We start from the raw sequence: 21,909 nt of genomic DNA on the forward strand, positions 1-21,909 counted from the left end.
TTCGCATTATTAATTTTTATATCAAATGTCAATTGAAGCAGATCCACTCTCTTCTCTCTTCTCTATTTTCTATGTTCTATATTCTATTCTCTTAGTACTCAATACTAACTACTCAATACCATCAAACCCACGACCTAAAATAATCCTCATCCGCAATTTTCAAGGCTTCTTCAGTTATCTGCAAAGGCTTAAACGTATCGACCATTACGGCCAATTCATCGGTTTTAGTTTTCCCAATGCTGCGTTCTACAGCGCCTGGATGCGGACCGTGCGGGATACCAGCGGGATGTAGTGAAATATGTCCAGCATCCACATCATTACGGCTCATGAAATCGCCGTCCACATAATACAACACCTCATCACTATCAATATTACTATGGTTGTAAGGCGCAGGAATGCTCAACGGATGGTAATCATACAAACGTGGCACGAAACTACAGACCACAAAGGCATCGGTTTCAAAAGTTTGATGCACAGGAGGCGGTTGGTGGATGCGACCGGTAATAGGTTCAAAATCGTGGATTGAAAATGCATACGGATAATTATACCCATCATACCCGACCACATCAAATGGATGTGCCGCATAGATCATTTCAAAAATATCATTCTGCTTTTTGACTTTTATGAGAAAGTCGCCGGTTTCATTGTGGGTTTCTAATTCTTGAGGACGGCGTAGGTCGCGTTCACAATACGGCGCATGTTCCAATAATTGTCCAAACCAGTTACGGTAACGTTTTGGAGTATAGATTGGGCGGCGAGACTCGACAATGAACAAGCGGTTATCTTCCGTATCAAAATCCATTTTATAGATGATGCCTCTTGGCACAAGCAGATAATCGCCGTATTTGAAATCGAGATTTCCCAGATGTGTGCGTAGTTTTCCACTGCCTTTATGTACGAAAATCAATTCATCAGCATCGGTATTTTTATAAAAATAAGCTGTGGTAGACTGTTTTGGCGCTGCTAAAATGATGCTGCAGTCCGAATTGGTAAGCACTGTTTTACGGCTTTCCAAATAATCATTTTCAGGCTTCACTTCAAATCCGCGGAAGCGATACGATTGAATGTGATTGGCCTTGGCAATTTTAGGAGCTACACTGTATTGCTTTCTAATTTCCTTAACCTGCGTTGGACGTTGCTCATGATAGGAATTGGTGTACATGCCATCAAAGCCGATGGTGCCAAACAATTGTTCAGAATACAAGCTGCCATCCGGTTTTCGGAATTGCGTATGTCTTTTGGGAGGTATGTTCCCGAGTTTATGATAAAATGGCATTTTTTTGAGTTTAATGATCAATAATTACCCTGTGACTCCGTTGATTACGGCAGGATATGAAACTCTATAAAGATACAATAATGCGCGCTTATTCTGGATTCCTTTTGATAAGGAATTGAAGATGCTCTAATAAACCGGTCCAGAAAAGTGTGGTCATGTTACAAATATAGAAAAAAGATGCAAAGCACAGTGGGTTCGATTTTTACCGATAGCGATTTTTTAAAATCTCTTTAATGAAAGCGGCCTACAAACTTTAATACGCTCCGCTTGTCACACTGAGCGCAGTCGAAGTGTATTAAAACCAAAAACTACCTATTGTCACACTGAGCGCAGTCGAAGTGCATCATCAAGTGCTAAAACCAGAACCCCAAATTAAACAGCCAAATGCTATTGCCAAGCTCCGGAGAATATGTGTATTTTGCTTCTATAGGCCCCAAAAAGGTTTCTAATCCGTAACCAACAGCATAACCTGTGTATGGAGAATCTAGCCAATTTCCCGACTCAAAAAGTCCGTAACCGATATTGGCAAAGTTGGCCGCTAAAGTGATATGGTTTTTCTTAAAAATCTCATAATCCAAACTCAGCTTCCCTTTTACAAAACTATCTCCAGTGAGCGCCACGTAGTCATACCCGTAAAAAGAAATAAAGTTATTGATGAAATTATTCCCGTAACCCCCCAAAGCAAAATCGAGCGATTGGGTATTTGTATCGCCAATTTTAAATCCACCCTGGGTGAAAATATTGGCCGATAATTTATCAGTTATTCCAAAAGCGTAGCCTATATCTGCCTTGGCAATAGAGAACTTATCAAAATCCGCATTAAAATGTGAAGCATGAAAATAAAGATGAAAATCGCCGCTGAAATACACCCCATTTTTTGGATAGTATTTATGGTCATAGCGATCCAATCTTAACGTTGCGAAAACTGATAAGTAATCGGTGTTTTCAAAAAATCGTTCTTTATCTTGACCATTAGAAACTACAGTTTCTGATTTTATTTTCAAACGCTTATGTTCGCCTCCAAAACTTAAGGCAAAATCCTTTCTAAATAAAGTTTGAACATAAAGCTGATTGGTTTGATCTTCCAATTCAATATCAATCTTATTTAAGCCAACCAACGATTGCTCATAATCATTCAAAAACAGCTTGGCATTGACATTTCTATTAAATTGGTTAAAGCGCGAACGCACACCCACACTCCAATAAAATCCTTTGTCAATATAATACTCAAAATTATAACGGACCTGATCGCCCAAAATCACATCCAACGACATCACATCATCATCTAACAAGGCCCGTTTTTTGGTAAAATTAACCAGCATGGCACTTTTATAAAGATCATCATAATGCAATCCGAATTTCAAAAAATTGGTAATGTTAGTTTCTTCAACAGTAGCCGATAAATTGAAAACGTTAGGTGTATTCGTTTTTTCAAATTCATAATAAAACGTGGTAAAGTTGTTGGTGGCAACCAAATTATTCACCCCTTCCTTAAAATCTTCATAACTTACTTTTGTCTCCTCAATAAGTTTCAGTTTACCTAAAATATAAGCACGTGTATACCGATTATTGCCGTGAATTTTCACGCGATTAATCGTAATGCTATCCTGCGCTATCAAATCATTGGCAACCGGTCTTGTGGTTCTATATTTTGGAAGCTTTTTCAGATCGTCTAACTTCAGATTTGCCGCCTTAACCCCATTTTCAATAATTTTTTTGCCTTCACTAAAGGACACCACAGTATAATTTGTAATATCAGGTTTTATATAAATATCCGTATCTTTTGCTTTCTTAACCATATCACTAATTGTGCGATAATTATTGATTTGAAGTAAAATGGAAGGCGCAGAATTCAAATCGTCTCGGCTAGCCAATCCATCCTGTACATCAACGCCAATAATGATATCCATCCCTTTAGCTTTTAGCTCCTCAATAGGATAATTATTGATGACACCACCATCAATTAACACACGATCATTGATAATAACGGGCTGAAAAAGCGATGGAAACGCACCACTGGCAGTAACCGTCTGCGACAGATTTCCCTCATCTAAAATGATGGCCTCTCCAGTTTCGACATCCGTAGCGATACAAAAGAACGGAATTGGTAACCTTTCAAAACCTGGAACATCAGTTACATGCAAGGTCAACTTTGAAAGCAAATTGAACACGTTTTGACCTCGAGACAACGCCGACGGTAATTTCAATTTAAAATTAGTAAACGGCAAGGTCACCGCATATTTTTCAGAGTTATCACGCTCGTAGAATGTTTTGGCCGACCGCGGTAAATAATCACTGATTAGATCATCAAAATTGACCGATTTAAAAATGGAATCCAATTGCTTACCAGAATATCCCGACGCATATAAAGATCCGATAATGGCTCCCATACTGGTTCCCGCCACATAATCAACCTTAATATTGAGACTGTCAATTACTTTTAAGACTCCAATATGCGCAAATCCCTTGGCGCCACCACCACTCAATACCAAACCTACTTTGGGTTCTTTCAGTTGCATTAGGGGAATAGAGTCTTGTGCTCCCGACAAAAAAGAAGTGCATAAAAAAAGAAATGTGATGTAAAGTTTAGTTTTCAAATTATGTGTGTTCAATATGCAGACCTTCATGGCTTGCAATAGGTGTTTTAGCTTGTGTTATTTACTATAATATTCAAGAATCTTTTTTGCCCTTGATGCGCCAATAACAGCTTCCAATTCTTCAAAGGTAGCGTTACTGATGCGTTTAACGGTTTTAAAATGCGTCATCAAATCTACAATAGACTGCTCTCCTATTCCAGAAATCAATTCCAGCTCTGTAGTTAAGGCACCTTTGCTTCGGCGGTTGCGGTGGTGTTCTATGCCAAAACGGTGGGCTTCATTACGCAGCTGCTGAATGACTTTTAAGGTTTCACTTTTTTTATCTAAATATAGTGGAATTGGATCATCCGGATAAAATAATTCTTCCAAACGTTTCGCAATTCCGATAATGGCTATTTTCCCTCTCAGGTTTAGCATGTCCAAGCTTTTTAAAGCAGATGACAACTGTCCTTTTCCTCCATCAATAATAATGAGTTGTGGTAAGGGCTCCTCTTCTTCCAACAAGCGTTTGTAACGCCTGTATACGACCTCCTCCATTGAGGCAAAATCGTCAGCGCCAACAACGGTTTTTATATTGAAATGTCGGTAATCCTTTTTACTGGGTTTACCGTTTTTAAACACCACACATGCTGCCACCGGGTTTGTACCTTGAATGTTCGAGTTATCAAAACATTCAATATGTCGGGGCTCTTCACTCAGGCGTAAATCGACCTTCATTTGTGCCATTATTCTATTGGCATGGCGGTCCGGATCGATGATTTTCACCTGTTTGAAACGCTCCATGCGATAGTATTTCGCGTTGCGCTCGGACAAGTCTAAGATACGTTTTTTATCGCCCAACTTAGGGGTACTGACCTTAATATCTTCACCTAAATCAACCTCAAACGGCACATATACCTCTCTACTCTTACTGTGGAAGCGTTGTCGAATTTCGGTAATGGCAAGCTGGAGTAACTCTTCGTCCGACTCATCCAATTTCTTTTTAATTTCTAGCGTATGGGATCTAATGATAGACCCATAAGAAAGTTGCAAGAAATTGACATAGCCATAACCTTCATCAGAAACAATTGAAAACACATCTACATTGCTAATTTTAGGGTTGACAACGGTAGACTTGGCCTGATAATTTTCGAGAATATCAATCTTTTCTTTAATGCGTTGCGCCTGCTCAAATTCCATAGCATCCGCATGCGCCCGCATTTGTTGTTTAAATTGTGAAAGTGAATCTTTAAAATTACCTTTCAATATTTCGCGGATCGCGGCAATGTTTTGATGATAATCTTCTTCGGATTGATAGCCTTCACACGGTCCTTTACAATTGCCCAAATGATATTCCAAGCACACCTTAAATTTGCCGGCATCTATTTTATCCTGAGCCAAATCATAATTACAGGTTCGCAGTAAATACAGGCCTTTTATTAAATCTAACAGCGTTTTTACCGTTTTCATACTGGTGTACGGTCCGAAATATTCAGAACCATCCTTAAAAACGCGACGTGTAGAAAACACTCTAGGAAAACGCTCCTTTTTGATGCAAATCCATGGATAGGATTTGTCATCTTTGAGCAACACATTATAACGGGGTTGGTATTTTTTAATCAGATTATTTTCGAGAAGTAGTGCATCGGTCTCCGTTTCTACCACAATATGTTTGATGGTAACAATTTTTTTGACCAGTACTTTGGTCTTGCCGTAATCGTGGTTTTTGGTGAAATAAGAACTCACCCGTTTCTTCAAATTCTTTGCCTTACCTACATACAAAATCTTATCATTGGCATCAAAATATTGATACACTCCAGGCTCATTTGGCAATGTTTGTAATTGGATTTCTAAAGTAGGCTTACTCATAAATCAAAGATACTATAAGTTCAAAACATTTCCACAGAATGAATTTTAAGAATTTCATCTAAAAAATCAGATACTGAGATGCCTCATGAACTATGAGCGAAAACGGATAAAATAAAAAGAAAGAAACCTAACGATGGTGTCCCATTGAACGTCTGTTTCAAAAATTAAACAATTGAAACACTACAATTTACAAACCATCAAAAATAGGGTTGGTTATAATTGGTTAATTCATACCAAAAAAACAAATAGGTGATTTAGGAATTACAATAAAAGAATGAATTTTTATTACCTTGCGAGCCAATTATGTACAAACATGCCTAAAAAAATTATTGGCAGAGTCGATAAAGCCGATTTCCCAACACTTGATCTTTTTGATATTGACATCAAAATAGATACTGGTGCGTACACCTCATCCATACATTGCCATAAGGTTTTAGTTGATTCTGACACTAATGAACTGGTCTGTTTGTTTTATGATGAAGGCCATCCGTATTACAATGGGAAAGAATTCAGGTTTAAAGATTATACCTTTGCTAAAGTTAAAAGTAGTAACGGCATTGTTCAAAAACGCTACAAAGTAAAAACGACGATGGTGATATTTGATAAAAAATATCTCATTTCCCTTACCTTGAGCACAAGAGAAGACATGAAATATCCTGTATTAATAGGACGTAAATTCTTGACTAACAAATTTATTGTTGATGTCACGCAAAAAAATGTATCTTTTAGCAAGAAAAATAAATAGCCATTTTTGCTCCCTTTTAAATAGCATCATTTTAATCCTTATAAACTAAAAATTAAAGCCATCAAGCTCAATGAACATCATCGTATTATCCAGAAACCCTCATTTATATTCCACGCAACGCCTTGTTGAAGCGGCAAGACAACGTAAGCACACTTGCGAAGTTATCGATCCTTTAAAATGTGACATTATAATTGAAAAAAAGAATCCTGCCATTTTATATAAAGGCCGTGTTTTAGAAAATGTAGATGCTATTATTCCGCGTATCGGTTCTTCCGTAACGTTTTATGGAACGGCAGTGGTGCGTCAGTTTGAAATGATGAAAGTATTTTCAGTGGTGGAATCTCAGGCTTTAGTAAGATCTAGAGACAAACTGAGAAGTCTACAAGTACTGTCTCGTGCTGGTTTGGGAATGCCTAAAACGGTGTTTTCAAATTACACAAAAGATGCGTCAGAAGTTATTGCTTCTGTTGGTGGTGCGCCATTGGTTATTAAACTTTTAGAAGGTACTCAAGGCTTAGGCGTTGTATTGGCAGAAACCAATAATGCGGCAGAATCGGTTATTGAGGCGTTCCATGGTTTGCAGGCACGTGTGATTATTCAAGAGTTTATTAAGGAAGCAAAAGGTGCAGACATTAGAGCGTTTATTGTAGATGGTAACATTGTTGGAGCAATGAAACGCCAAGGTAAGGAAGGCGAGTTTAGATCAAACCTTCACCGTGGTGGTAGCGCTGAAATTATTCAGCTTACTGATGATGAAGAAAATGCGGCATTAAAAGCGGCAAAAGCACTCGGATTGGGTGTTTGTGGTGTCGATATGTTGCAATCTGCTCGTGGGCCATTAATTCTGGAAGTGAACTCTTCCCCAGGACTTGAAGGTATTGAAGCTGCGACCAAAAAAGATATTGCAAAAAGTATTATAAGATACATTGAACGTAACGTTTAACACCATTTATGTCTAAAGACACGGAGAATATCATTACCATTTTAGGGGAAGACATTCCTTTAGGGGCGTCGAGAGAAATCAATTTTAATATTGCAAAACTCCATACCTCTACAAAAATTGAAATCCCGATCATAATTGAACGTTCAAAAATTCCTGGACCTACTATTTTATTTTCGGCAGGAATTCATGGTGATGAAATAAACGGTGTTGACATTGTCCGACAACTGATTGCAAGGCGAATTAACAAACCAAAACGAGGCACAATTATTTGTATGCCTATTTTGAATATTTTCGGGTTCTTGAACAGTAAACGTGCATTTCCTGACGGACGGGACCTTAACCGGATGTTCCCAGGAAGCTCCAATGGTTCTTTAGCCAGCCGCGTAGCACACAGGTTAATGCATGAGATTATTCCGGATGTGGATTTGATTATCGATTTCCATACCGGTGGCGCAAGTAGATTTAACGCGGCACAGATTAGAATTGTAAAAGACAATCCTGAATTGGATGAATTGGCCCGTATTTTTGGCGCGCCTTTCGTATTATATTCAAAACACATTACAAAATCCTTCAGAAACGCCTGTTTTCAAATGGGGAAACCCATCTTACTTTATGAAGGCGGGAAATCGTTTTTTGTAGATAATAACATCTCTAGAGTTGGTGTGGAAGGTGTAAAACGTATTTTGGCACATTATGACATGCTACATCCGCGCATTAAAGTATCGCCACCTAAAGTACCGACCGTTTTTATTGAAGATAGCAAATGGATTAGAGCCAAACAATCAGGGATGTTCAAAGCTCTAGTTTCGGTGAATACCAAGGTTAAAATTGATGATGTTTTGGGACAGATTACAGATCCCTACGGAAAGATTTACCACGAGGTAAAATCGAGTATTGACGGGTATATTATTAATGTGAACGAAGCCTCATTAGTCTACCAAGGCGATGCCCTTTTTCATGTTACCAAACAGGTGAGTTCTTAATCCACAGCAATGGACAAAGCAACATTAAGACGACTCTACAAACAAAAACGACAAGCGCTTTCATTAGAAGCGATTGACAATGGGAGTTTGGACATTTCCAACCAACTACTCAAACTTCCTATTTGGAATGCCACGTTCTACCACGTTTTTTTAAGCATTACTGAACACAAAGAAATCAATACTGATTATATCCTCAACATTTTATCAGGGAAGGACAAGACTATTGTGATTTCCAAAAGCGATTTTGAGAGCGTTAAAATGACCCATTACCTATTAATGGATAATACAATTATTCGAAAAAACAAATGGAACATTCCCGAACCTTTTGACGGCATTGAAATTAGTGCAGATAAAATAGAAGTGGTATTTGTCCCGCTTTTAGCTTTTGATCAGCAAGGCCATCGGATTGGCTATGGCAAAGGTTTTTATGATAATTTCCTTGCAGAATGCCGCCCAGAAACCATCAAAATTGGACTATCACTTTTTGAGGCGGAAGAAAAGATTGAAAACGTGTTTGACACGGATATCGCCTTAGATTATTGCGTGACCCCAACTCAGATCTATTCTTTCTCTAAATAATCAGTTTCTGTAGTTTCCTCCTCTTTTTCATCTAGGTGAAAGGCTTTTTTATTAAAGACAATCAGCATCCCAATTCCTGTACTGATAGCCATATCAGCTACATTAAATACAGGTTCAAAGAAGGTAAAGTAATCGCCTCCAACCAACGGTATCCAATTTGGTAAAACGCCCTGCCATATTGGAAAATGCAGCATATCTACCACCTTTCCATGAAATAAGGTATCATAACCTACTTCTGGTAAAAATGTCGCTACTTGACTGTAGCTTTCATCAAATATAATCCCGTAAAAAACCGAATCTATAATATTTCCTAAGGCACCAGCAAAGATGAGTGCAATGGCCACAATAAGAATATTTGGGCCTTTTTTACGGACCGAAGTCACCATCCAATACCCGATACCTATAACAGCCACAATCCGGAAAATAGTCAAGGCTAATTTCGCAGTCCGGTCTGATATTCCCGTAATAAAATCGCTGAGTTTTGTGCCCCAAGCCATGCCATCATTCTCTACAAATAAGATTTGAAACCATTCAAACACCTCTATTCTATGGTGCAAAGCAAAATGAGTTTTAATATAGAATTTACTAACTTGATCAATCAGTAAAATGATGAAGATTAATAGCGTTGCGTTTTTAAGAGACATGCTTTAGTATTGGATTAGGGCAAAAATAGAATTTAAAATAAGTAAACCTACAAAAGTTAACAAAACAAAAACGTCTTGCTGGTGCAAGACGTTTTTAATTTATCAGTCGCGAAGTCTATCAGTAGATTAGCAAAACGTAATCTCTGATTTTCGAGATTCCCAGTTATAAGGGAATGTTACTGTTGCATATTTTTTGCTTCAATACTTAAAGTAGCATGAGGCACGAGTTTTAAACGCTCTTTACCGATCAATTTACCGGTAACTCTACATACGCCAAAGGTTTTGTTCTCTATACGTATCAAAGCGTTTTTAAGGTCGCGGATAAACTTCTCTTGACGGATTGCCAATTGCGAGTTTGCTTCCTTACTCATGGTTTCACTGCCTTCTTCAAAAGCCTTAAATGTAGGAGATGTATCATCAGTCCCATTATTTAAGTCGTTCATGTAAGCACTTTTAATAAGGTCTAAATCATGAATCGCCTTTTGAATTTTCTCTTGAATCAATTCTTTAAATTCTGCTAAATCTTTGTCAGAATATCTAACGTTTAAATCATCAGCCATAGTTCTATAATTTTTGAATAAACAATTTTGTGTTTACATCATCAAAAGCAACTTCTATACCATTTGTTAGGTCGTCTACGATTTCCAACGTTTCGGTTAAAGTTTCAGTCTTAATGTAATCTATATTCTTGTTTATTGCGTTAATAATTTGTTCATCTTTTTGAAATTGGACCACAATCCTATCTGTAAGCTCATAACCTGAATCCTTTCTTAAATTCTGGATTCGGTTTACCAATTCTCTTGCGATACCTTCCTTCCTCAATTCATCAGTTATAGTGACGTCTAAAGCTACTGTTAATGGTCCTGAACTTGCCACGAGCCAACCTTCAATATCTTGAGAGGTAATCTCTACATCTGAGAGCTCCAAAGTAATACTTTTTCCATTAACTTCTATGTCTAAAGTACCCTTTTCCTCAATTGCACTAATATCTTTTGCAATAAAGTTACTTATGACTTGCGCTACCGCTTTCATGTCTTTACCAAAGCGAGGCCCAAGGACTTTAAAGTTAGGTTTTATCTGTTTTACAAGGATATCAGAAGCATCTTCCAACACTTCAATTTCCTTAACATTGACCTCAGATTTGATCAAATCAGCAACCGCCAAAATTTCATTTTTTTGAGCTTCGCTAGAAATTGGGATCATGATTTTTTGAAGCGGCTGACGCACCTTTATTTTCTCCTTAGCTCTTAATGAAAGCACTAACGATGAAATGGTTTGTGCCGATTCCATTTTATGTTCTAATTCCTTATCCACAAAACGTTCATCATACACTGGGAAATCAGATAAATGGACGCTCTCAAACGCTTCTTTTTTAGTGACCTTATTCAAATCCATATACAGACGGTCCATATAGAACGGTGCAATTGGCGCACCTAATTTCGCAATGGTTACCATACACGTATACAAGGTTTGGTAGGCTGAAATTTTATCTTGTTGATAATCGCCTTTCCAGAAACGTCTTCTGCTTAAACGCACATACCAGTTACTCAAATAATCTTGCGTAAAGTCAGATATCACACGTGCCGCTTTTGTTGGCTCGTAATCTGCATAATATTCGTCTACCTTTTGTATTAAGGTGTGTAATTCTGATAGAATCCAACGGTCTATTTCTGGACGCTTCTCCAAAGGCATTTCTGGCTCTGAATAGTTGAAACTATCTAAATTGGTATATAGCGTAAAGAAGGAATACGTATTATATAAGGTGCCAAAGAACTTACGTTTTACTTCTTCAATTCCTTCAAGATCAAATTTAAGGTTATCCCAAGGGTTGGCATTAGAAATCATGTACCAACGCGTCGCATCAGCACCGTAAGAATCTAATGTTGCAAATGGATCTACAGCATTGCCTAAACGCTTGGACATTTTTTGTCCGTTTTTATCCAACACCAAGCCATTAGATACGACGTTTTTATAGGCCACAGAATCAAAAACCATGGTTGAAATCGCATGCAAGGTATAGAACCATCCACGTGTCTGATCAACACCTTCCGCAATAAAATCAGCTGGGTAAGCTTTATTATCGTCAATTAATTCCTTATTCTCAAATGGATAGTGCCACTGTGCGTAAGGCATCGACCCAGAATCAAACCAAACATCAATTAAATCTGCTTCACGTTTCATTGGTTTGCCTGATGGCGATACCAACACAATTTCATCTACAATATTTTTATGTAAATCGATTTTAGCGTAGTTCTCTTCTGAATTGTTACCAACCTCAAAATCGGCGAAAATATCAGCGGACATGTGTCCTTTTTCTACTGATTTTTGCATCTCAGCCTTCAATTCTTCAACTGATCCGATACAGATTTCTTCCTTACCATCTTCAGTTCTCCAAATTGGCAATGGAATTCCCCAATAACGTGAACGCGACAAGTTCCAATCGTTAGCATTAGCCAACCAGTTGCCAAAACGGCCTGTTCCTGTAGATTTTGGTTTCCAATTGATGGTATCGTTTAAGGACACCATTTGGTCTTTTACATCAGTAACTTTAATGAACCAAGAATCTAATGGGTAATATAAAATTGGTTTGTCAGTACGCCAGCAATTTGGATAACTGTGTTTATATTTTTCAACCTTAAAGGCTTTATTTTCATTCTTTAGTTTCAGCGCCAAACGTTCGTCAACACTTAAATATTCTTTCAGATTGGCAATGACAGATTTTAAACTCTCTTTCTGCTTTTCGTATTCTGAAACTAATTCGGCGTCATTTAAATATTCAGATTTTACGTATTCGCCAGCAAACCCGTACAATTCATCCTTAATTTCTTTTCTAAAACGCCCTTGCAAATCTACAAGAGGCACCAAGTTTCCGTTTTCGTCCTTTACCAACATTGGCGGAACTTCAGGGCTTGCTTGTTTAGCGACTAAAGCATCATCCGCACCAAAAGTAGGCGCTGTATGCACAATTCCGGTACCGTCTTCAGTAGTTACGAAATCGCCAGAAATTACTCTAAAGGCATTTTCAGGATTGTCATTTGGCAATGCATATGGCAATAATTGCTCATAAGTGATGCCTACTAAATCTTTTCCTTTAAATTCTTTGACAACAAAATATGGGATTTTTTTATCGCCAGAAGTGTATTCCAACAATTCAGCTTTGGTCTCTACTCTTTTAAACTTCCCATCAAATTGATTGTTGACCAATGGCTTTGCCAAAACAACATTTATAGGCTCAAAGGTGTATTGATTGTAAGTCTCCACCAACACGTAGTCGATTTTAGGACCTACAGTCAATGCCGTATTACTTGGCAAAGTCCAAGGTGTGGTCGTCCAAGCTAAGAAATAAATAGTGCCTTCATTCTGTAAAAAGTCAGGAAGTGAAGCTTCATTTGCTTTAAACTGCGCCACAACAGTGGTGTCCGTCACATCTTGATAAGTACCTGGCTGATTAAGCTCGTGAGAACTCAATCCCGTACCTGCCTTTGGAGAATACGGTTGGATGGTGTAGCCTTTGTAAATGAGTTGCTTCTCATAAATTTGTTTCAGCAACCACCAAACGCTTTCCATATATTTTGGCTCATAGGTAATGTACGGATTGTCCATATCTACCCAATAGCCCATTTTTTCAGTAAGGTCATTCCACACATCCGTATAACGCATCACGGCTTTACGGCACGCAGCGTTATAATCTTCAACAGAAATGGTTTTACCAATATCTTCCTTAGTAATGCCGAGTTCTTTCTCAACACCAAGTTCTATAGGCAAACCGTGGGTATCCCAACCTGCTTTACGTTTTACCTGAAAACCTTTCATCGTTTTATAACGAGGAAAAATATCTTTAATGGCACGCGCCAAAACGTGGTGTACCCCAGGTAATCCATTAGCAGAAGGTGGCCCTTCAAAAAACACAAACGGTGTGCTTCCTTCTCTGGTAGTTATACTTTTATCGAAAATGCTTTTTTCCTTCCAATAATTACCGATATCTTCAGCAACTTTTGGCAAGTCAAGTCCTTTGTATTCAGTGAATTTACTGCTCATTATCTCATTAATTCTAATCGAAGTGCGAAATTAACGATTTTTGATAAAATAGAGGAATTAAATGACCGAAAAAGAACAGCTAAAAAGCTGATCTTAAAAAGCCTTTAAATAGCAGTTTTGTTGGTTGGAAGAAATCCACGACAATGGCCGAATACTAATGCTCTCTTTGGAATGCTTTCAGGAATCGGTTTGCCTTTTCTAACAGTAGTTTTTGTGCTGAAGGTTCTGTTTTAGTTTCTGAAATGACTTTGTTTTTATGAACATACATTTTAGATGCCGTTCCTGCAGATTTGGTATCAATCAGCACCACATCTCCATCCTTAAAATAATACACTTCGGTTAGTGTTTCAGCCGTAGTTTCAACATTTTTAATTTTATAGAGCGTATTGGATTGCTCATCAAAATATACAGTGTATTTGTAATTTCCAATATCCTTAAACCCTTGCGTATCCGTTAGAGCGCCTTCAATGGTCTCCTGTTTTAAATTTTTATTTGCATCTACTTGAGAGACATAACTATTGATTTCAGTAGTTAGCGATGCCGTAGATTTGCCAGGTTTTGGTCCGCAGGAAGCGAATAAAATCATTCCGAATATAACTAAAAGGGCTTTTGTTTTCATATATTGATTTAAGGTGTGTTTAGTAATTTTTTTAAGGTTTTAGGATTCATGCGATTATTGAAAAACACAATTAAATAAATGATTTTATTATGCGTTTCTTCTTTAAAATATAAGGAAACATTCTTGTGGATAATCGCCTTTTTAATTCCAAATTCTGTATTTATAGTAGGAAAGTCAACTTGCTGAGATTTAATTTTCGCCAAAATTGAGGTTGTCAATTCGTGAAACTCCTTAACTTCATTTTTAGTCCATCTTGCTTGGAGATTCTCTATAATTTCAAAGTAAGTAATTTTAGCAAATTGCGTCCATACAATTTCCATAATCTTATAGACCATAGGATTTACTGATTTCTTCCATTACTTGATCATGAGAAAATGTTTTACCATGCTCAAGATCTTTCAATCCTGCCTTTATAAAAACTTTTTCAACTTCAGAGACATCAGCCGTAAAAGCGTCTTCATGCTCTTTTTTGAATTGCTTTATCTTGGAAATAAGTGTTTCATCATTCAATCCAATTAGCCATTCTACGAGTTTATATTTTTCTAATTGAATATCCATAACGGTCTATTTTAATATTAAAGATAGCTAATAATTTGATTTTAATTCCAAGGCACTACACCAAAAAACTCACCAAATCCTCAATTTTTGAGATCAACTGAATTTTGATAACGGTGTTTTTTAAAGCTATTTTATTGTATTTGGAAACGAATATGGTTGAAAACCCTAATTTTTCAGCTTCCAAAATTCGCTGCTCTACACGTTGTACAGGTCTGATTTCTCCTGAAAGTCCCACTTCTGCAGCAAAACAGTAATCCTTAGGAATGGCCACATCTTCATTTGAAGATAACACTGATGCCACCACCGCCAAATCTATAGCAGGATCGTCCACCGAAATTCCGCCCGTAATGTTCAAGAACACATCCTTCGCGCCCAATCTGAATCCGGCACGCTTTTCCAATACTGCCAACAGCATATTGAGGCGTTTGGCATTAAACCCGGTGGCGGATCGTTGTGGCGTTCCGTAAACTGCAGTGCTCACCAAGGCTTGTACCTCAATCATAAGTGGACGCATTCCCTCCAAAGTTGAGGCCACCGCATTTCCTGAAAGTTCTTCGTCTTTTTTGGATATTAGAATTTCTGACGGATTGGAAACTTCGCGTAGTCCTGAGCCTTGCATTTCATAAATCCCCAGTTCATTGGTAGACCCAAATCGGTTTTTATGGGCGCGCAGGATGCGGAATACGTGATTACGATCGCCTTCAAATTGCAAAACGGTATCCACCATATGCTCCAAAATCTTTGGCCCTGCAATATTTCCATCTTTGGTAATATGCCCGATTAAAATAACTGGAGTTGCTGTTTCCTTAGCGAATTTTATAAGTTCAGTGGTACATTCCTTAATTTGAGAAATGCTTCCTGACGACGATTCGATATAATCACTATGCAGCGTTTGGATGGAATCGATGACCACAATATCAGGCTCCAATGCTTCAATTTGCTTAAAGATATTTTGGGTTTTCGTTTCCGTCAGAATATAGCAATTGGCACTGTTAGGATTAATGCGTTCGGCACGCATCCTAATTTGCTGCTGACTTTCTTCACCAGAAACATAGAGTGTTTTATAGGGTAATTTTAATGAAATTTGAAGCAATAGAGTACTCTTTCCAATACCTGGTTCTCCACCTAATAAAATTAATGATCCGGGAACAATTCCGCCACCAAGCACCCGATTGAATTCTTCATCTTGAGTATTCATTCGTGCTTCTTGGGTCACATCAATCTCATTAATACGCAACGGTTTTGATGTGCGTTTTACTGCCGATGTTGGGGTTTTCCAATCTGACTTTTCCTCTTTTTGGATGACCTCCTCTACAATGGTATTCCATTCTTTACAAGCCGTGCATTGCCCTTGCCATTTAGAATATTGGCTACCACAATTTTGACAAAAGAAGGTTGTTTTTATTTTGGCCATGCTTGAAAGTTTAGGCTAAAATAAAACTATTTGAGGTATTAATCTGTATTGAAAATCTTAATTGACCTTTTATTAATCTTCAATGTCAGTTACATTATCATCAACAGCAATGGTAAGGCCTTCTACCTTTGACAAAATCAAATCTTTATTGATATGATCAGTAGATTCCAGGTCTAAAGCAGACTCATATAATTTTTTAGCGCGTTTGGTTTTACCCGATTTTTCTGCATGAAGTGCCAGGTAATAGGTGCCGTAAGATGTGTTTGGATTTTGTTTGTTGGCCAATTTTCCTATTTTTTCCAAGGAAGCAAGATCGTTGCGTTGCTCTGCAGCTTTCACGATTTTTTCAAATTCTTCTTCAGAAATAGGTTTATGTACTCCGAATAAATCTTCAATTTTTTGATATCGCTTACTAATATATTGGTCTAAAGTACCTTCATAAGAAAGAATATCTTCCTTAAACTCTCTATCGCTAATAGGTTTATACAATTCGAAGATCTTGTCTAAAGCTTGAGACAACGCTCCAGTTACCAACGTGTAATGTGAATCGTCCTTAAAATCTTCAAAATAATACTTCAACGCTTTATTATCTAGCTGTTGCAACTCTTGATCAGCATTCTTGATGTCACTTCTTATTGGCGCAATATCCTTATCGCTCGTTACCATATAATAAAACACATCTTCCTTTAACCATTTTAATCGGTTACTGACATTTTCGACCATTTTCCCTTTAAAATCTGGACTTAAATTGATGTACGCTTTAAACAATGGCTCGTCCTTAAGTAAAAAGGAGTTCATGAAATTGGCCATAAGATCATGTCCAACCGCCACTTTAAATTTACTTGTGTTGAAATTTCTATCGATATAAGGCATCAACTCTAAGGTGATGAACTCGAAAAATTTAGCTCCAAATTCGATAGGCAATCCAGAAACTTCATCATGAAAACTGTCATAAAAACGTTGCTTTCCTTGTACTAAGCCAACAACAATGGCTTCTGGCATTTTATCAAAATAGGTTTGAAAGGCTACTTGTCCAACTACGGGCTCAAAAAGATAATCGCCATCAAACACTAAAATAACAGGATATTTCAAATCTGATTCCGGATCGTAATTCTTCGGAAGCTGGATTTTTATATCTCTAGTAGAATTTAATTTTCTTGATTGAAACTGCTCGTAAATGGCTTGTGCATTGATAGAAACAGTACAAAACAAGATGAAGATAAAAGGTAGGGCTCTTTTCATCGTTAAGTAGGTTTTTGATTGGGATGCTAAATATATACAAATTATAGTTAATCTGTATAATTTATTCGATGAAATGCACCTTTTGTATTAATTTCCGTCTTTAATAGTATATATTTTATCTAATAAAACATCTTTATCTATAAAGTCAGAAGCCTTCAATAAAAGACCTGATTGGTAGTATTGCAGCGCCTTTTTTAAATTGTTTTCCTGCTCATAATACAAGCCTGTGTAATAGGCGCTAATCATGGAATCCGGATATTCCTTACGCACCATTCTTGACAATTCCTTTAGGGCATCTATGTCGTTTTTATTAATTGCTGCAGCGGCTACGGCCTTAATATCATTCTCAACAATTTTTTTCTCAAATCCGTAAAACGACTTAATATCGTCATATTTTTTTACTAAATACTGAAAAGGACCTGCTTCATAGGTCAATACCTGAGTTGTATATTCTTGTTTATTGATAGGTTTATAGAGTGAAAAAATCTCATTTAACGCCTTCGGGATCCCAAGACCTACCAATGAATAATGGTCAGCATCCGTAAAATCATCAAATCTGTAATGCACTTTAGGATTGGTCAACGCCGATAATTGCGCGTTGTGAGCCATTATCTTTTCCTTCAATTGGCTGATGTCATTTTCTGCCGTAGCCACATAGTAAAACGAATCTTTGTTCATTAATGAAAGACGCTCCCGAACCCTATTGGTCATTTCTGGTCCTAAATCTGGACTGAATAGAATAAAGGCTCTAAAAATAGGATTATCCTTAAATAAATAATAATTGATAAAATTGGCACTTGCATCATGGCCTGCCACAATTCTAAAATTTGAAACGTTGTATTTACTTTCTATATGAGGGATGAGTTCCATGCCGATAAACTCGAAAAAGGATGCGCCCTCATGAGCAGGGAAATAAATTTCCTTATCATAAAATAGATCTTTGTCTCTTGTCTTCGCTTGATTGATGCCAACCACAATACATTTTGGCATTTCGCCCCAATAGGCCTGATAATCTAAATTACCTGCAAAAGGTTCAAATAAATAATCGCCATCTAAAACAATAATCAACGGGTATTTATTTTTATCCTCAGGATCGTAGTTTCGCGGCAATTGAATTTTGATTTCTCTTGTTTCTCCTAATTTTGAAGAATACAAAGGTTCATAAATAACTTGGGCATTTATAGAGATGCTGAAGAGAAACAACAAGAGCAGCGTTAACTTTTTCATATAATTTTTTGATTATTTGTAGCTATGCAAGTTAAAGAATAATTCGTTTCGTTTAACTATGCTTTTTAATGATTTGTAGACTTTAAGATTGTTTAACAACCTTATTTTTACGGTTAAAGATAGGCAAAAACAAGAAAGATAAACTTCCTAATATGATGATCATAGCGGTTTGAGATGCCCATATGATCCACCCAAAAGCAATGCTTGGGTTTTCAGGAATATCAAAAACGGAGAATGCAGCGCCAATGGCCAATGGATACACAAAAATGCCTCCATTAGTGGCCGCTATGGTGAAACTCCCCGCAATAAATGCTATCAAAAGTGCGCCTACTGACACGCCATTCAAATCATCTACAGCCAAGGTTGTCACGTAGAACATGAGTAAATACATTACCCAAATAAAGAGCGTATGACCGATAAAAGCCCACTTTTGCTCCATCCTGAAAATACTCAGAATACCATCTAATAATCCCAAAACAAAGTGACGTACTTTCTGTGCTATTTTAGACTGGCTCTTTCTAAGATATAGGATAAGTAGAACACACATGACCACTCCAAAAACACCCATCAACATTAATTTTTGGGGCTGGAAGGCATTTTGTAACAATTCATAAATGAAATCAAACTGAATGAGAAAAGTGATGCCCACAATACTGAGAAGAATGAGAAAATCTGCCATTCTTTCCGCGATAATAGTCCCGAAACTCTTTTGAAAAGGAACGCCTTCGTAGTTTGTCAAAACGGCGGCTCGTAATACTTCACCTGATCTCGGAATTCCAAAATTTGCCAAATACGCGATAAAAACCGCCATGGTTCTATTCGGTAATTTTGCAGGGTAACCCATAGGCTCCAATAAATATTTCCAGCGGTAAGCTCGGGATAAATTACTGAGCAACCCAAGGAGCATCCCTAAAGCAATCCAACTATAATTAGCGGATTTAAAATAGGGTACAATTTTATCTATCGGTAATTTTGAAAATGTATACCACCCAAAAAAAACAGCCAACAAAAGCGGAAGCGCTATTCTTACTACTTTTTTAGTCTTGGGGCTCAATATTATTTGAGTAAGTTGGTTGCTTCATCAGGAAACACCAAAGAAGGTTTAAAGGTTCTAGCTTCCTCCAAATCCATAAACGCATAGGTGATTAAAATTAGCGTATCGCCAACCGCTACTTTACGTGCAGCAGCACCATTTAAGGTGATTTCACCAGAATTTCTTGGACCAGGAATCACGTAAGTATCCAAACGCTCACCGTTATCATTGTTGACAATTTGAACTTTCTCACCCTGAATGATATTCGCGGCATCCATTAAATCTTCATCAATAGTAATGCTGCCTATATAATTTAGTTCAGCTCCGGTACATTTGACACGGTGTATTTTCGATTTTACTACTTGTATTTGCATGTGGCAAAGATAATTAATTAAGAGCAATGTTGTCTATCAGTCGGATATCTCCTGCAAATACCGCTATAAACGCTCTATATGATTTTGATTTTTCTTTTGTTTCAACAGGCTGCAAAGTCTCTTCATCAGCAATTGTAAAGTATTCCAACTCTAATAATTCATGCTTTTTGAATTGTTCTTCAACCCATTTCGTGACCTCTTCTGCATTTTCCGTGCCAAAATGCGCTTTTGCAGCTGTTAGTGTTTGGAAAATAAAAGGTGCAACTTCGCGATGTTCTTTGGTTAAACGTTGATTTCTGGAACTCATAGCCAAGCCATCTTCTGCTCTAAAAATATCACAACCCACAACGGTAACGCCAAGATTATGTTTTTCAACCAATTTCTGAATGATTCGCAATTGTTGAAAATCCTTCTCTCCAAAATATGCAAAATCAGGTTTTACGATTTCGAAAAGTCGTTTCACAATAGTTCCTACGCCATCAAAATGTCCTTTTCTGAATTTCCCTTCCATTTGATGCTCTAAACCATCAAAGTCAAAAGTCTCAGAAGCAATCGCATCACCATAAACATCTTCAACAGTTGGCGCATAAACCAAGATATCTTCAGAAAGCGACTTCAACATTTCAATATCACTCTCTAAAGTGCGCGGGTATTTTTTAAGATCGGAAGCATTGTCAAACTGGGTCGGATTGACAAAAATACTGACCACCATTTTGGCATTTTCTTGTAATCCTTTGTCTATTAATGACAAATGTCCTTCGTGTAAAGCACCCATTGTTGGCACAAAACCAAGGGTTTGATTTTTGAGCGCTAACCCATCTAACACGTGTCTTAACTCCTCTTTTTTATGGCAGATTATCATTGTATAACAAAAAATTAACAGCCTGCAAACTTAAGATTTTACTCGCAATCTGCATAAAATTTTGTAATTTTGCGTGTTTTAAATTTTAACTTTTTTTTAAACTACGAGATTTATGAAAGATAAGAGGATATTGTACGTGTCTTCCGAGGTTGTTCCTTATTTACCTGAAACTGAAATTTCTTCGATGTCTTTTGAGGCTCCAAGAATGGTAAATAAACAAGGTGGACAAATACGAATATTCATGCCAAGGTATGGAAACATAAACGAACGTAGACACCAATTGCATGAAGTGATTAGGCTATCCGGGATCAACCTAGTAATTAACGATCTAGATATGCCACTTATTATTAAAGTAGCATCAATCCCTAAAGAAAGAATCCAAGTCTATTTTATTGACAACGAAGAATACTTTAAGAGAAAAGCAACCTTAACGGATGAAGATGGCAACATGTTTCCTGACAATGATGAGCGTGCTATATTCTTTGCAAAAGGCGTGATTGAAACGGTTAAAAAACTCAACTGGGCACCGGACATTATCCATGTTAACGGATGGTTGGCTTCCCTACTTCCTGTCTACTTAAAAGAGTACTACAAAAACGAACCTTTGTTTACGGACAGTAAAATTGTGACCTCCATATACAATCAAAGCTTCGATGGTACGTTAGATGAAGGTATGATAAACAAAGTAAAATTTGATAATATTGATGAGGCTGCCGTTAAAGTATTGGAAACTCCTACTTATAACAACCTTATGAAAGTTGCAATTGATTACTCTGATGCGCTTATAAAAGGCTCTTCTGAACTCCCACAAGAATTGGAAGATTACCTAAAAGCATCAGATAAACCAGTTTTAGACTATTTCTCCCAAGAAGATTTTGCTGAACCTTACGCTGAGTTTTACAACACTAAAGTACTCGTTTAACACCT

20 protein-coding genes are annotated in these 21,909 nt (G+C 37.3%); 5 read left to right on the plus strand and 15 right to left on the minus strand.

Annotation, left to right across the window (positions count from 1 at the left end):
* Nucleotides 1–121: 121 nt before the first annotated feature.
* From Q0947_RS05280 to uvrC, 3 genes are all read right to left on the minus strand, one after another.
* Complete coding sequence (locus Q0947_RS05280) at nt 122–1,276, minus strand: homogentisate 1,2-dioxygenase (RefSeq protein WP_299392990.1); 1,155 nt, start codon at nt 1,274–1,276, stop codon at nt 122–124.
* A 353-nt stretch (nt 1,277–1,629) separates the two neighbouring features.
* Nucleotides 1,630–3,795 (minus strand): patatin-like phospholipase family protein, encoded by a 2,166-nt coding sequence (locus Q0947_RS05285; protein WP_299392995.1) that lies wholly within the window; start codon nt 3,793–3,795, stop codon nt 1,630–1,632.
* Between the two features lie 135 nt (nt 3,796–3,930).
* Nucleotides 3,931–5,721, minus strand: coding sequence for an excinuclease ABC subunit UvrC (uvrC, locus tag Q0947_RS05290; RefSeq protein ID WP_299392998.1), 1,791 nt, complete (start codon nt 5,719–5,721; stop codon nt 3,931–3,933).
* A gap of 313 nt (nt 5,722–6,034) precedes the next feature.
* On the opposite strand from uvrC, the gene Q0947_RS05295 reads away from it, so the two are divergent.
* The 4 genes from Q0947_RS05295 (at nt 6,035) to Q0947_RS05310 (ending at nt 8,971) form a co-directional block, all read left to right on the plus strand.
* The gene (locus Q0947_RS05295) at nt 6,035–6,466 is read left to right on the plus strand and encodes a RimK/LysX family protein (protein ID WP_299393003.1); all 432 of its coding nucleotides are present in this window, start codon (nt 6,035–6,037) and stop codon (nt 6,464–6,466) included.
* A 70-nt stretch (nt 6,467–6,536) separates the two neighbouring features.
* Complete coding sequence (rimK, locus tag Q0947_RS05300; protein ID WP_299393008.1) at nt 6,537–7,409, plus strand: 30S ribosomal protein S6--L-glutamate ligase; 873 nt, start codon at nt 6,537–6,539, stop codon at nt 7,407–7,409.
* A gap of 8 nt (nt 7,410–7,417) precedes the next feature.
* Nucleotides 7,418–8,392, plus strand: a complete 975-nt coding sequence (locus tag Q0947_RS05305; RefSeq protein ID WP_299393011.1) for a succinylglutamate desuccinylase/aspartoacylase family protein — start codon at nt 7,418–7,420, stop codon at nt 8,390–8,392.
* Between the two features lie 9 nt (nt 8,393–8,401).
* Entirely contained in the window at nt 8,402–8,971 is a 570-nt protein-coding gene (locus Q0947_RS05310; protein WP_299393016.1) for a 5-formyltetrahydrofolate cyclo-ligase, read from the plus strand.
* On the opposite strand, the gene Q0947_RS05315 is transcribed toward Q0947_RS05310, so the two are convergent.
* The 12 genes from Q0947_RS05315 to panC all read right to left on the minus strand — a co-directional run bounded on the left by Q0947_RS05315 (nt 8,953) and on the right by panC (nt 20,982).
* Complete coding sequence (locus tag Q0947_RS05315) at nt 8,953–9,615, minus strand: lipoprotein signal peptidase (RefSeq protein WP_299393020.1); 663 nt, start codon at nt 9,613–9,615, stop codon at nt 8,953–8,955. The genes Q0947_RS05310 and Q0947_RS05315 overlap by 19 nt on opposite strands.
* A 176-nt stretch (nt 9,616–9,791) precedes the next feature.
* Nucleotides 9,792–10,175 (minus strand): TraR/DksA C4-type zinc finger protein, encoded by a 384-nt coding sequence (locus Q0947_RS05320; RefSeq protein WP_299393024.1) that lies wholly within the window; start codon nt 10,173–10,175, stop codon nt 9,792–9,794.
* A 4-nt stretch (nt 10,176–10,179) separates the two neighbouring features.
* Complete coding sequence (gene ileS / locus Q0947_RS05325) at nt 10,180–13,653, minus strand: isoleucine--tRNA ligase (protein WP_299393029.1); 3,474 nt, start codon at nt 13,651–13,653, stop codon at nt 10,180–10,182.
* A gap of 154 nt (nt 13,654–13,807) precedes the next feature.
* The gene (locus Q0947_RS05330; protein WP_299393034.1) at nt 13,808–14,272 is read right to left on the minus strand and encodes a hypothetical protein; all 465 of its coding nucleotides are present in this window, start codon (nt 14,270–14,272) and stop codon (nt 13,808–13,810) included.
* 8 nt (nt 14,273–14,280) lie between these two features.
* Nucleotides 14,281–14,607: a hypothetical protein gene (locus Q0947_RS05335; RefSeq protein ID WP_299393038.1), complete on the minus strand. Its 327-nt coding sequence runs from the start codon at nt 14,605–14,607 to the stop codon at nt 14,281–14,283.
* On the minus strand, nt 14,597–14,830 hold the full coding sequence (locus Q0947_RS05340; protein WP_299393041.1) for a hypothetical protein: 234 nt from the start codon (nt 14,828–14,830) through the stop codon (nt 14,597–14,599). Before Q0947_RS05340 ends, Q0947_RS05335 begins: the two co-directional genes overlap by 11 nt.
* Nucleotides 14,831–14,885: 55 nt before the next feature.
* Nucleotides 14,886–16,244 carry a DNA repair protein RadA gene (gene radA, locus Q0947_RS05345; protein WP_299393046.1) on the minus strand — a complete coding sequence of 453 codons (1,359 nt, stop codon included), beginning with the start codon at nt 16,242–16,244 and terminating at the stop codon, nt 14,886–14,888.
* A gap of 72 nt (nt 16,245–16,316) precedes the next feature.
* Entirely contained in the window at nt 16,317–17,486 is a 1,170-nt protein-coding gene (locus tag Q0947_RS05350) for an alpha/beta hydrolase-fold protein (RefSeq protein WP_299393050.1), read from the minus strand.
* A gap of 87 nt (nt 17,487–17,573) precedes the next feature.
* A complete protein-coding gene (locus Q0947_RS05355) occupies nt 17,574–18,713 on the minus strand; it encodes an alpha/beta hydrolase-fold protein (protein ID WP_299393055.1) in 1,140 nt (379 codons plus the stop codon).
* Nucleotides 18,714–18,795: 82 nt separating this feature from the next.
* On the minus strand, nt 18,796–19,767 hold the full coding sequence (locus Q0947_RS05360) for a lysylphosphatidylglycerol synthase transmembrane domain-containing protein (RefSeq protein ID WP_299393059.1): 972 nt from the start codon (nt 19,765–19,767) through the stop codon (nt 18,796–18,798).
* A gap of 2 nt (nt 19,768–19,769) precedes the next feature.
* Entirely contained in the window at nt 19,770–20,120 is a 351-nt protein-coding gene (panD, locus tag Q0947_RS05365; RefSeq protein ID WP_299393065.1) for an aspartate 1-decarboxylase, read from the minus strand.
* 13 nt (nt 20,121–20,133) lie between these two features.
* Complete coding sequence (panC, locus tag Q0947_RS05370) at nt 20,134–20,982, minus strand: pantoate--beta-alanine ligase (RefSeq protein ID WP_299393069.1); 849 nt, start codon at nt 20,980–20,982, stop codon at nt 20,134–20,136.
* A gap of 112 nt (nt 20,983–21,094) precedes the next feature.
* On the opposite strand from panC, the gene Q0947_RS05375 reads away from it, so the two are divergent.
* Nucleotides 21,095–21,904: a glycogen/starch synthase gene (locus Q0947_RS05375; protein ID WP_299393073.1), complete on the plus strand. Its 810-nt coding sequence runs from the start codon at nt 21,095–21,097 to the stop codon at nt 21,902–21,904.
* Nucleotides 21,905–21,909 lie beyond the last annotated feature (5 nt).

This window comes from uncultured Gelidibacter sp. (genome assembly GCF_947500795.1).
Classification (GTDB): Bacteria; Bacteroidota; Bacteroidia; order Flavobacteriales; family Flavobacteriaceae; genus Gelidibacter.

Bases quoted from the DNA above. Each gene is read 5' to 3' on its own strand.
- Q0947_RS05280 (WP_299392990.1), bottom strand. From the start codon at position 1,276: ATGCCATTTTATCATAAACTCGGGAACATACCTCCCAAAAGACATACG.
- Q0947_RS05285 (WP_299392995.1), bottom strand. From the start codon at position 3,795: ATGCAACTGAAAGAACCCAAAGTAGGTTTGGTATTGAGTGGTGGTGGC.
- uvrC (WP_299392998.1), bottom strand. From the start codon at position 5,721: ATGAGTAAGCCTACTTTAGAAATCCAATTACAAACATTGCCAAATGAG.
- Q0947_RS05295 (WP_299393003.1), top strand. From the start codon at position 6,035: ATGCCTAAAAAAATTATTGGCAGAGTCGATAAAGCCGATTTCCCAACA.
- rimK (WP_299393008.1), top strand. From the start codon at position 6,537: ATGAACATCATCGTATTATCCAGAAACCCTCATTTATATTCCACGCAA.
- Q0947_RS05305 (WP_299393011.1), top strand. From the start codon at position 7,418: ATGTCTAAAGACACGGAGAATATCATTACCATTTTAGGGGAAGACATT.
- Q0947_RS05310 (WP_299393016.1), top strand. From the start codon at position 8,402: ATGGACAAAGCAACATTAAGACGACTCTACAAACAAAAACGACAAGCG.
- Q0947_RS05315 (WP_299393020.1), bottom strand. From the start codon at position 9,615: ATGTCTCTTAAAAACGCAACGCTATTAATCTTCATCATTTTACTGATT.
- Q0947_RS05320 (WP_299393024.1), bottom strand. From the start codon at position 10,175: ATGGCTGATGATTTAAACGTTAGATATTCTGACAAAGATTTAGCAGAA.
- ileS (WP_299393029.1), bottom strand. From the start codon at position 13,653: ATGAGCAGTAAATTCACTGAATACAAAGGACTTGACTTGCCAAAAGTT.
- Q0947_RS05330 (WP_299393034.1), bottom strand. From the start codon at position 14,272: ATGAAAACAAAAGCCCTTTTAGTTATATTCGGAATGATTTTATTCGCT.
- Q0947_RS05335 (WP_299393038.1), bottom strand. From the start codon at position 14,607: ATGGTCTATAAGATTATGGAAATTGTATGGACGCAATTTGCTAAAATT.
- Q0947_RS05340 (WP_299393041.1), bottom strand. From the start codon at position 14,830: ATGGATATTCAATTAGAAAAATATAAACTCGTAGAATGGCTAATTGGA.
- radA (WP_299393046.1), bottom strand. From the start codon at position 16,244: ATGGCCAAAATAAAAACAACCTTCTTTTGTCAAAATTGTGGTAGCCAA.
- Q0947_RS05350 (WP_299393050.1), bottom strand. From the start codon at position 17,486: ATGAAAAGAGCCCTACCTTTTATCTTCATCTTGTTTTGTACTGTTTCT.
- Q0947_RS05355 (WP_299393055.1), bottom strand. From the start codon at position 18,713: ATGAAAAAGTTAACGCTGCTCTTGTTGTTTCTCTTCAGCATCTCTATA.
- panD (WP_299393065.1), bottom strand. From the start codon at position 20,120: ATGCAAATACAAGTAGTAAAATCGAAAATACACCGTGTCAAATGTACC.
- panC (WP_299393069.1), bottom strand. From the start codon at position 20,982: ATGATAATCTGCCATAAAAAAGAGGAGTTAAGACACGTGTTAGATGGG.
- Q0947_RS05375 (WP_299393073.1), top strand. From the start codon at position 21,095: ATGAAAGATAAGAGGATATTGTACGTGTCTTCCGAGGTTGTTCCTTAT.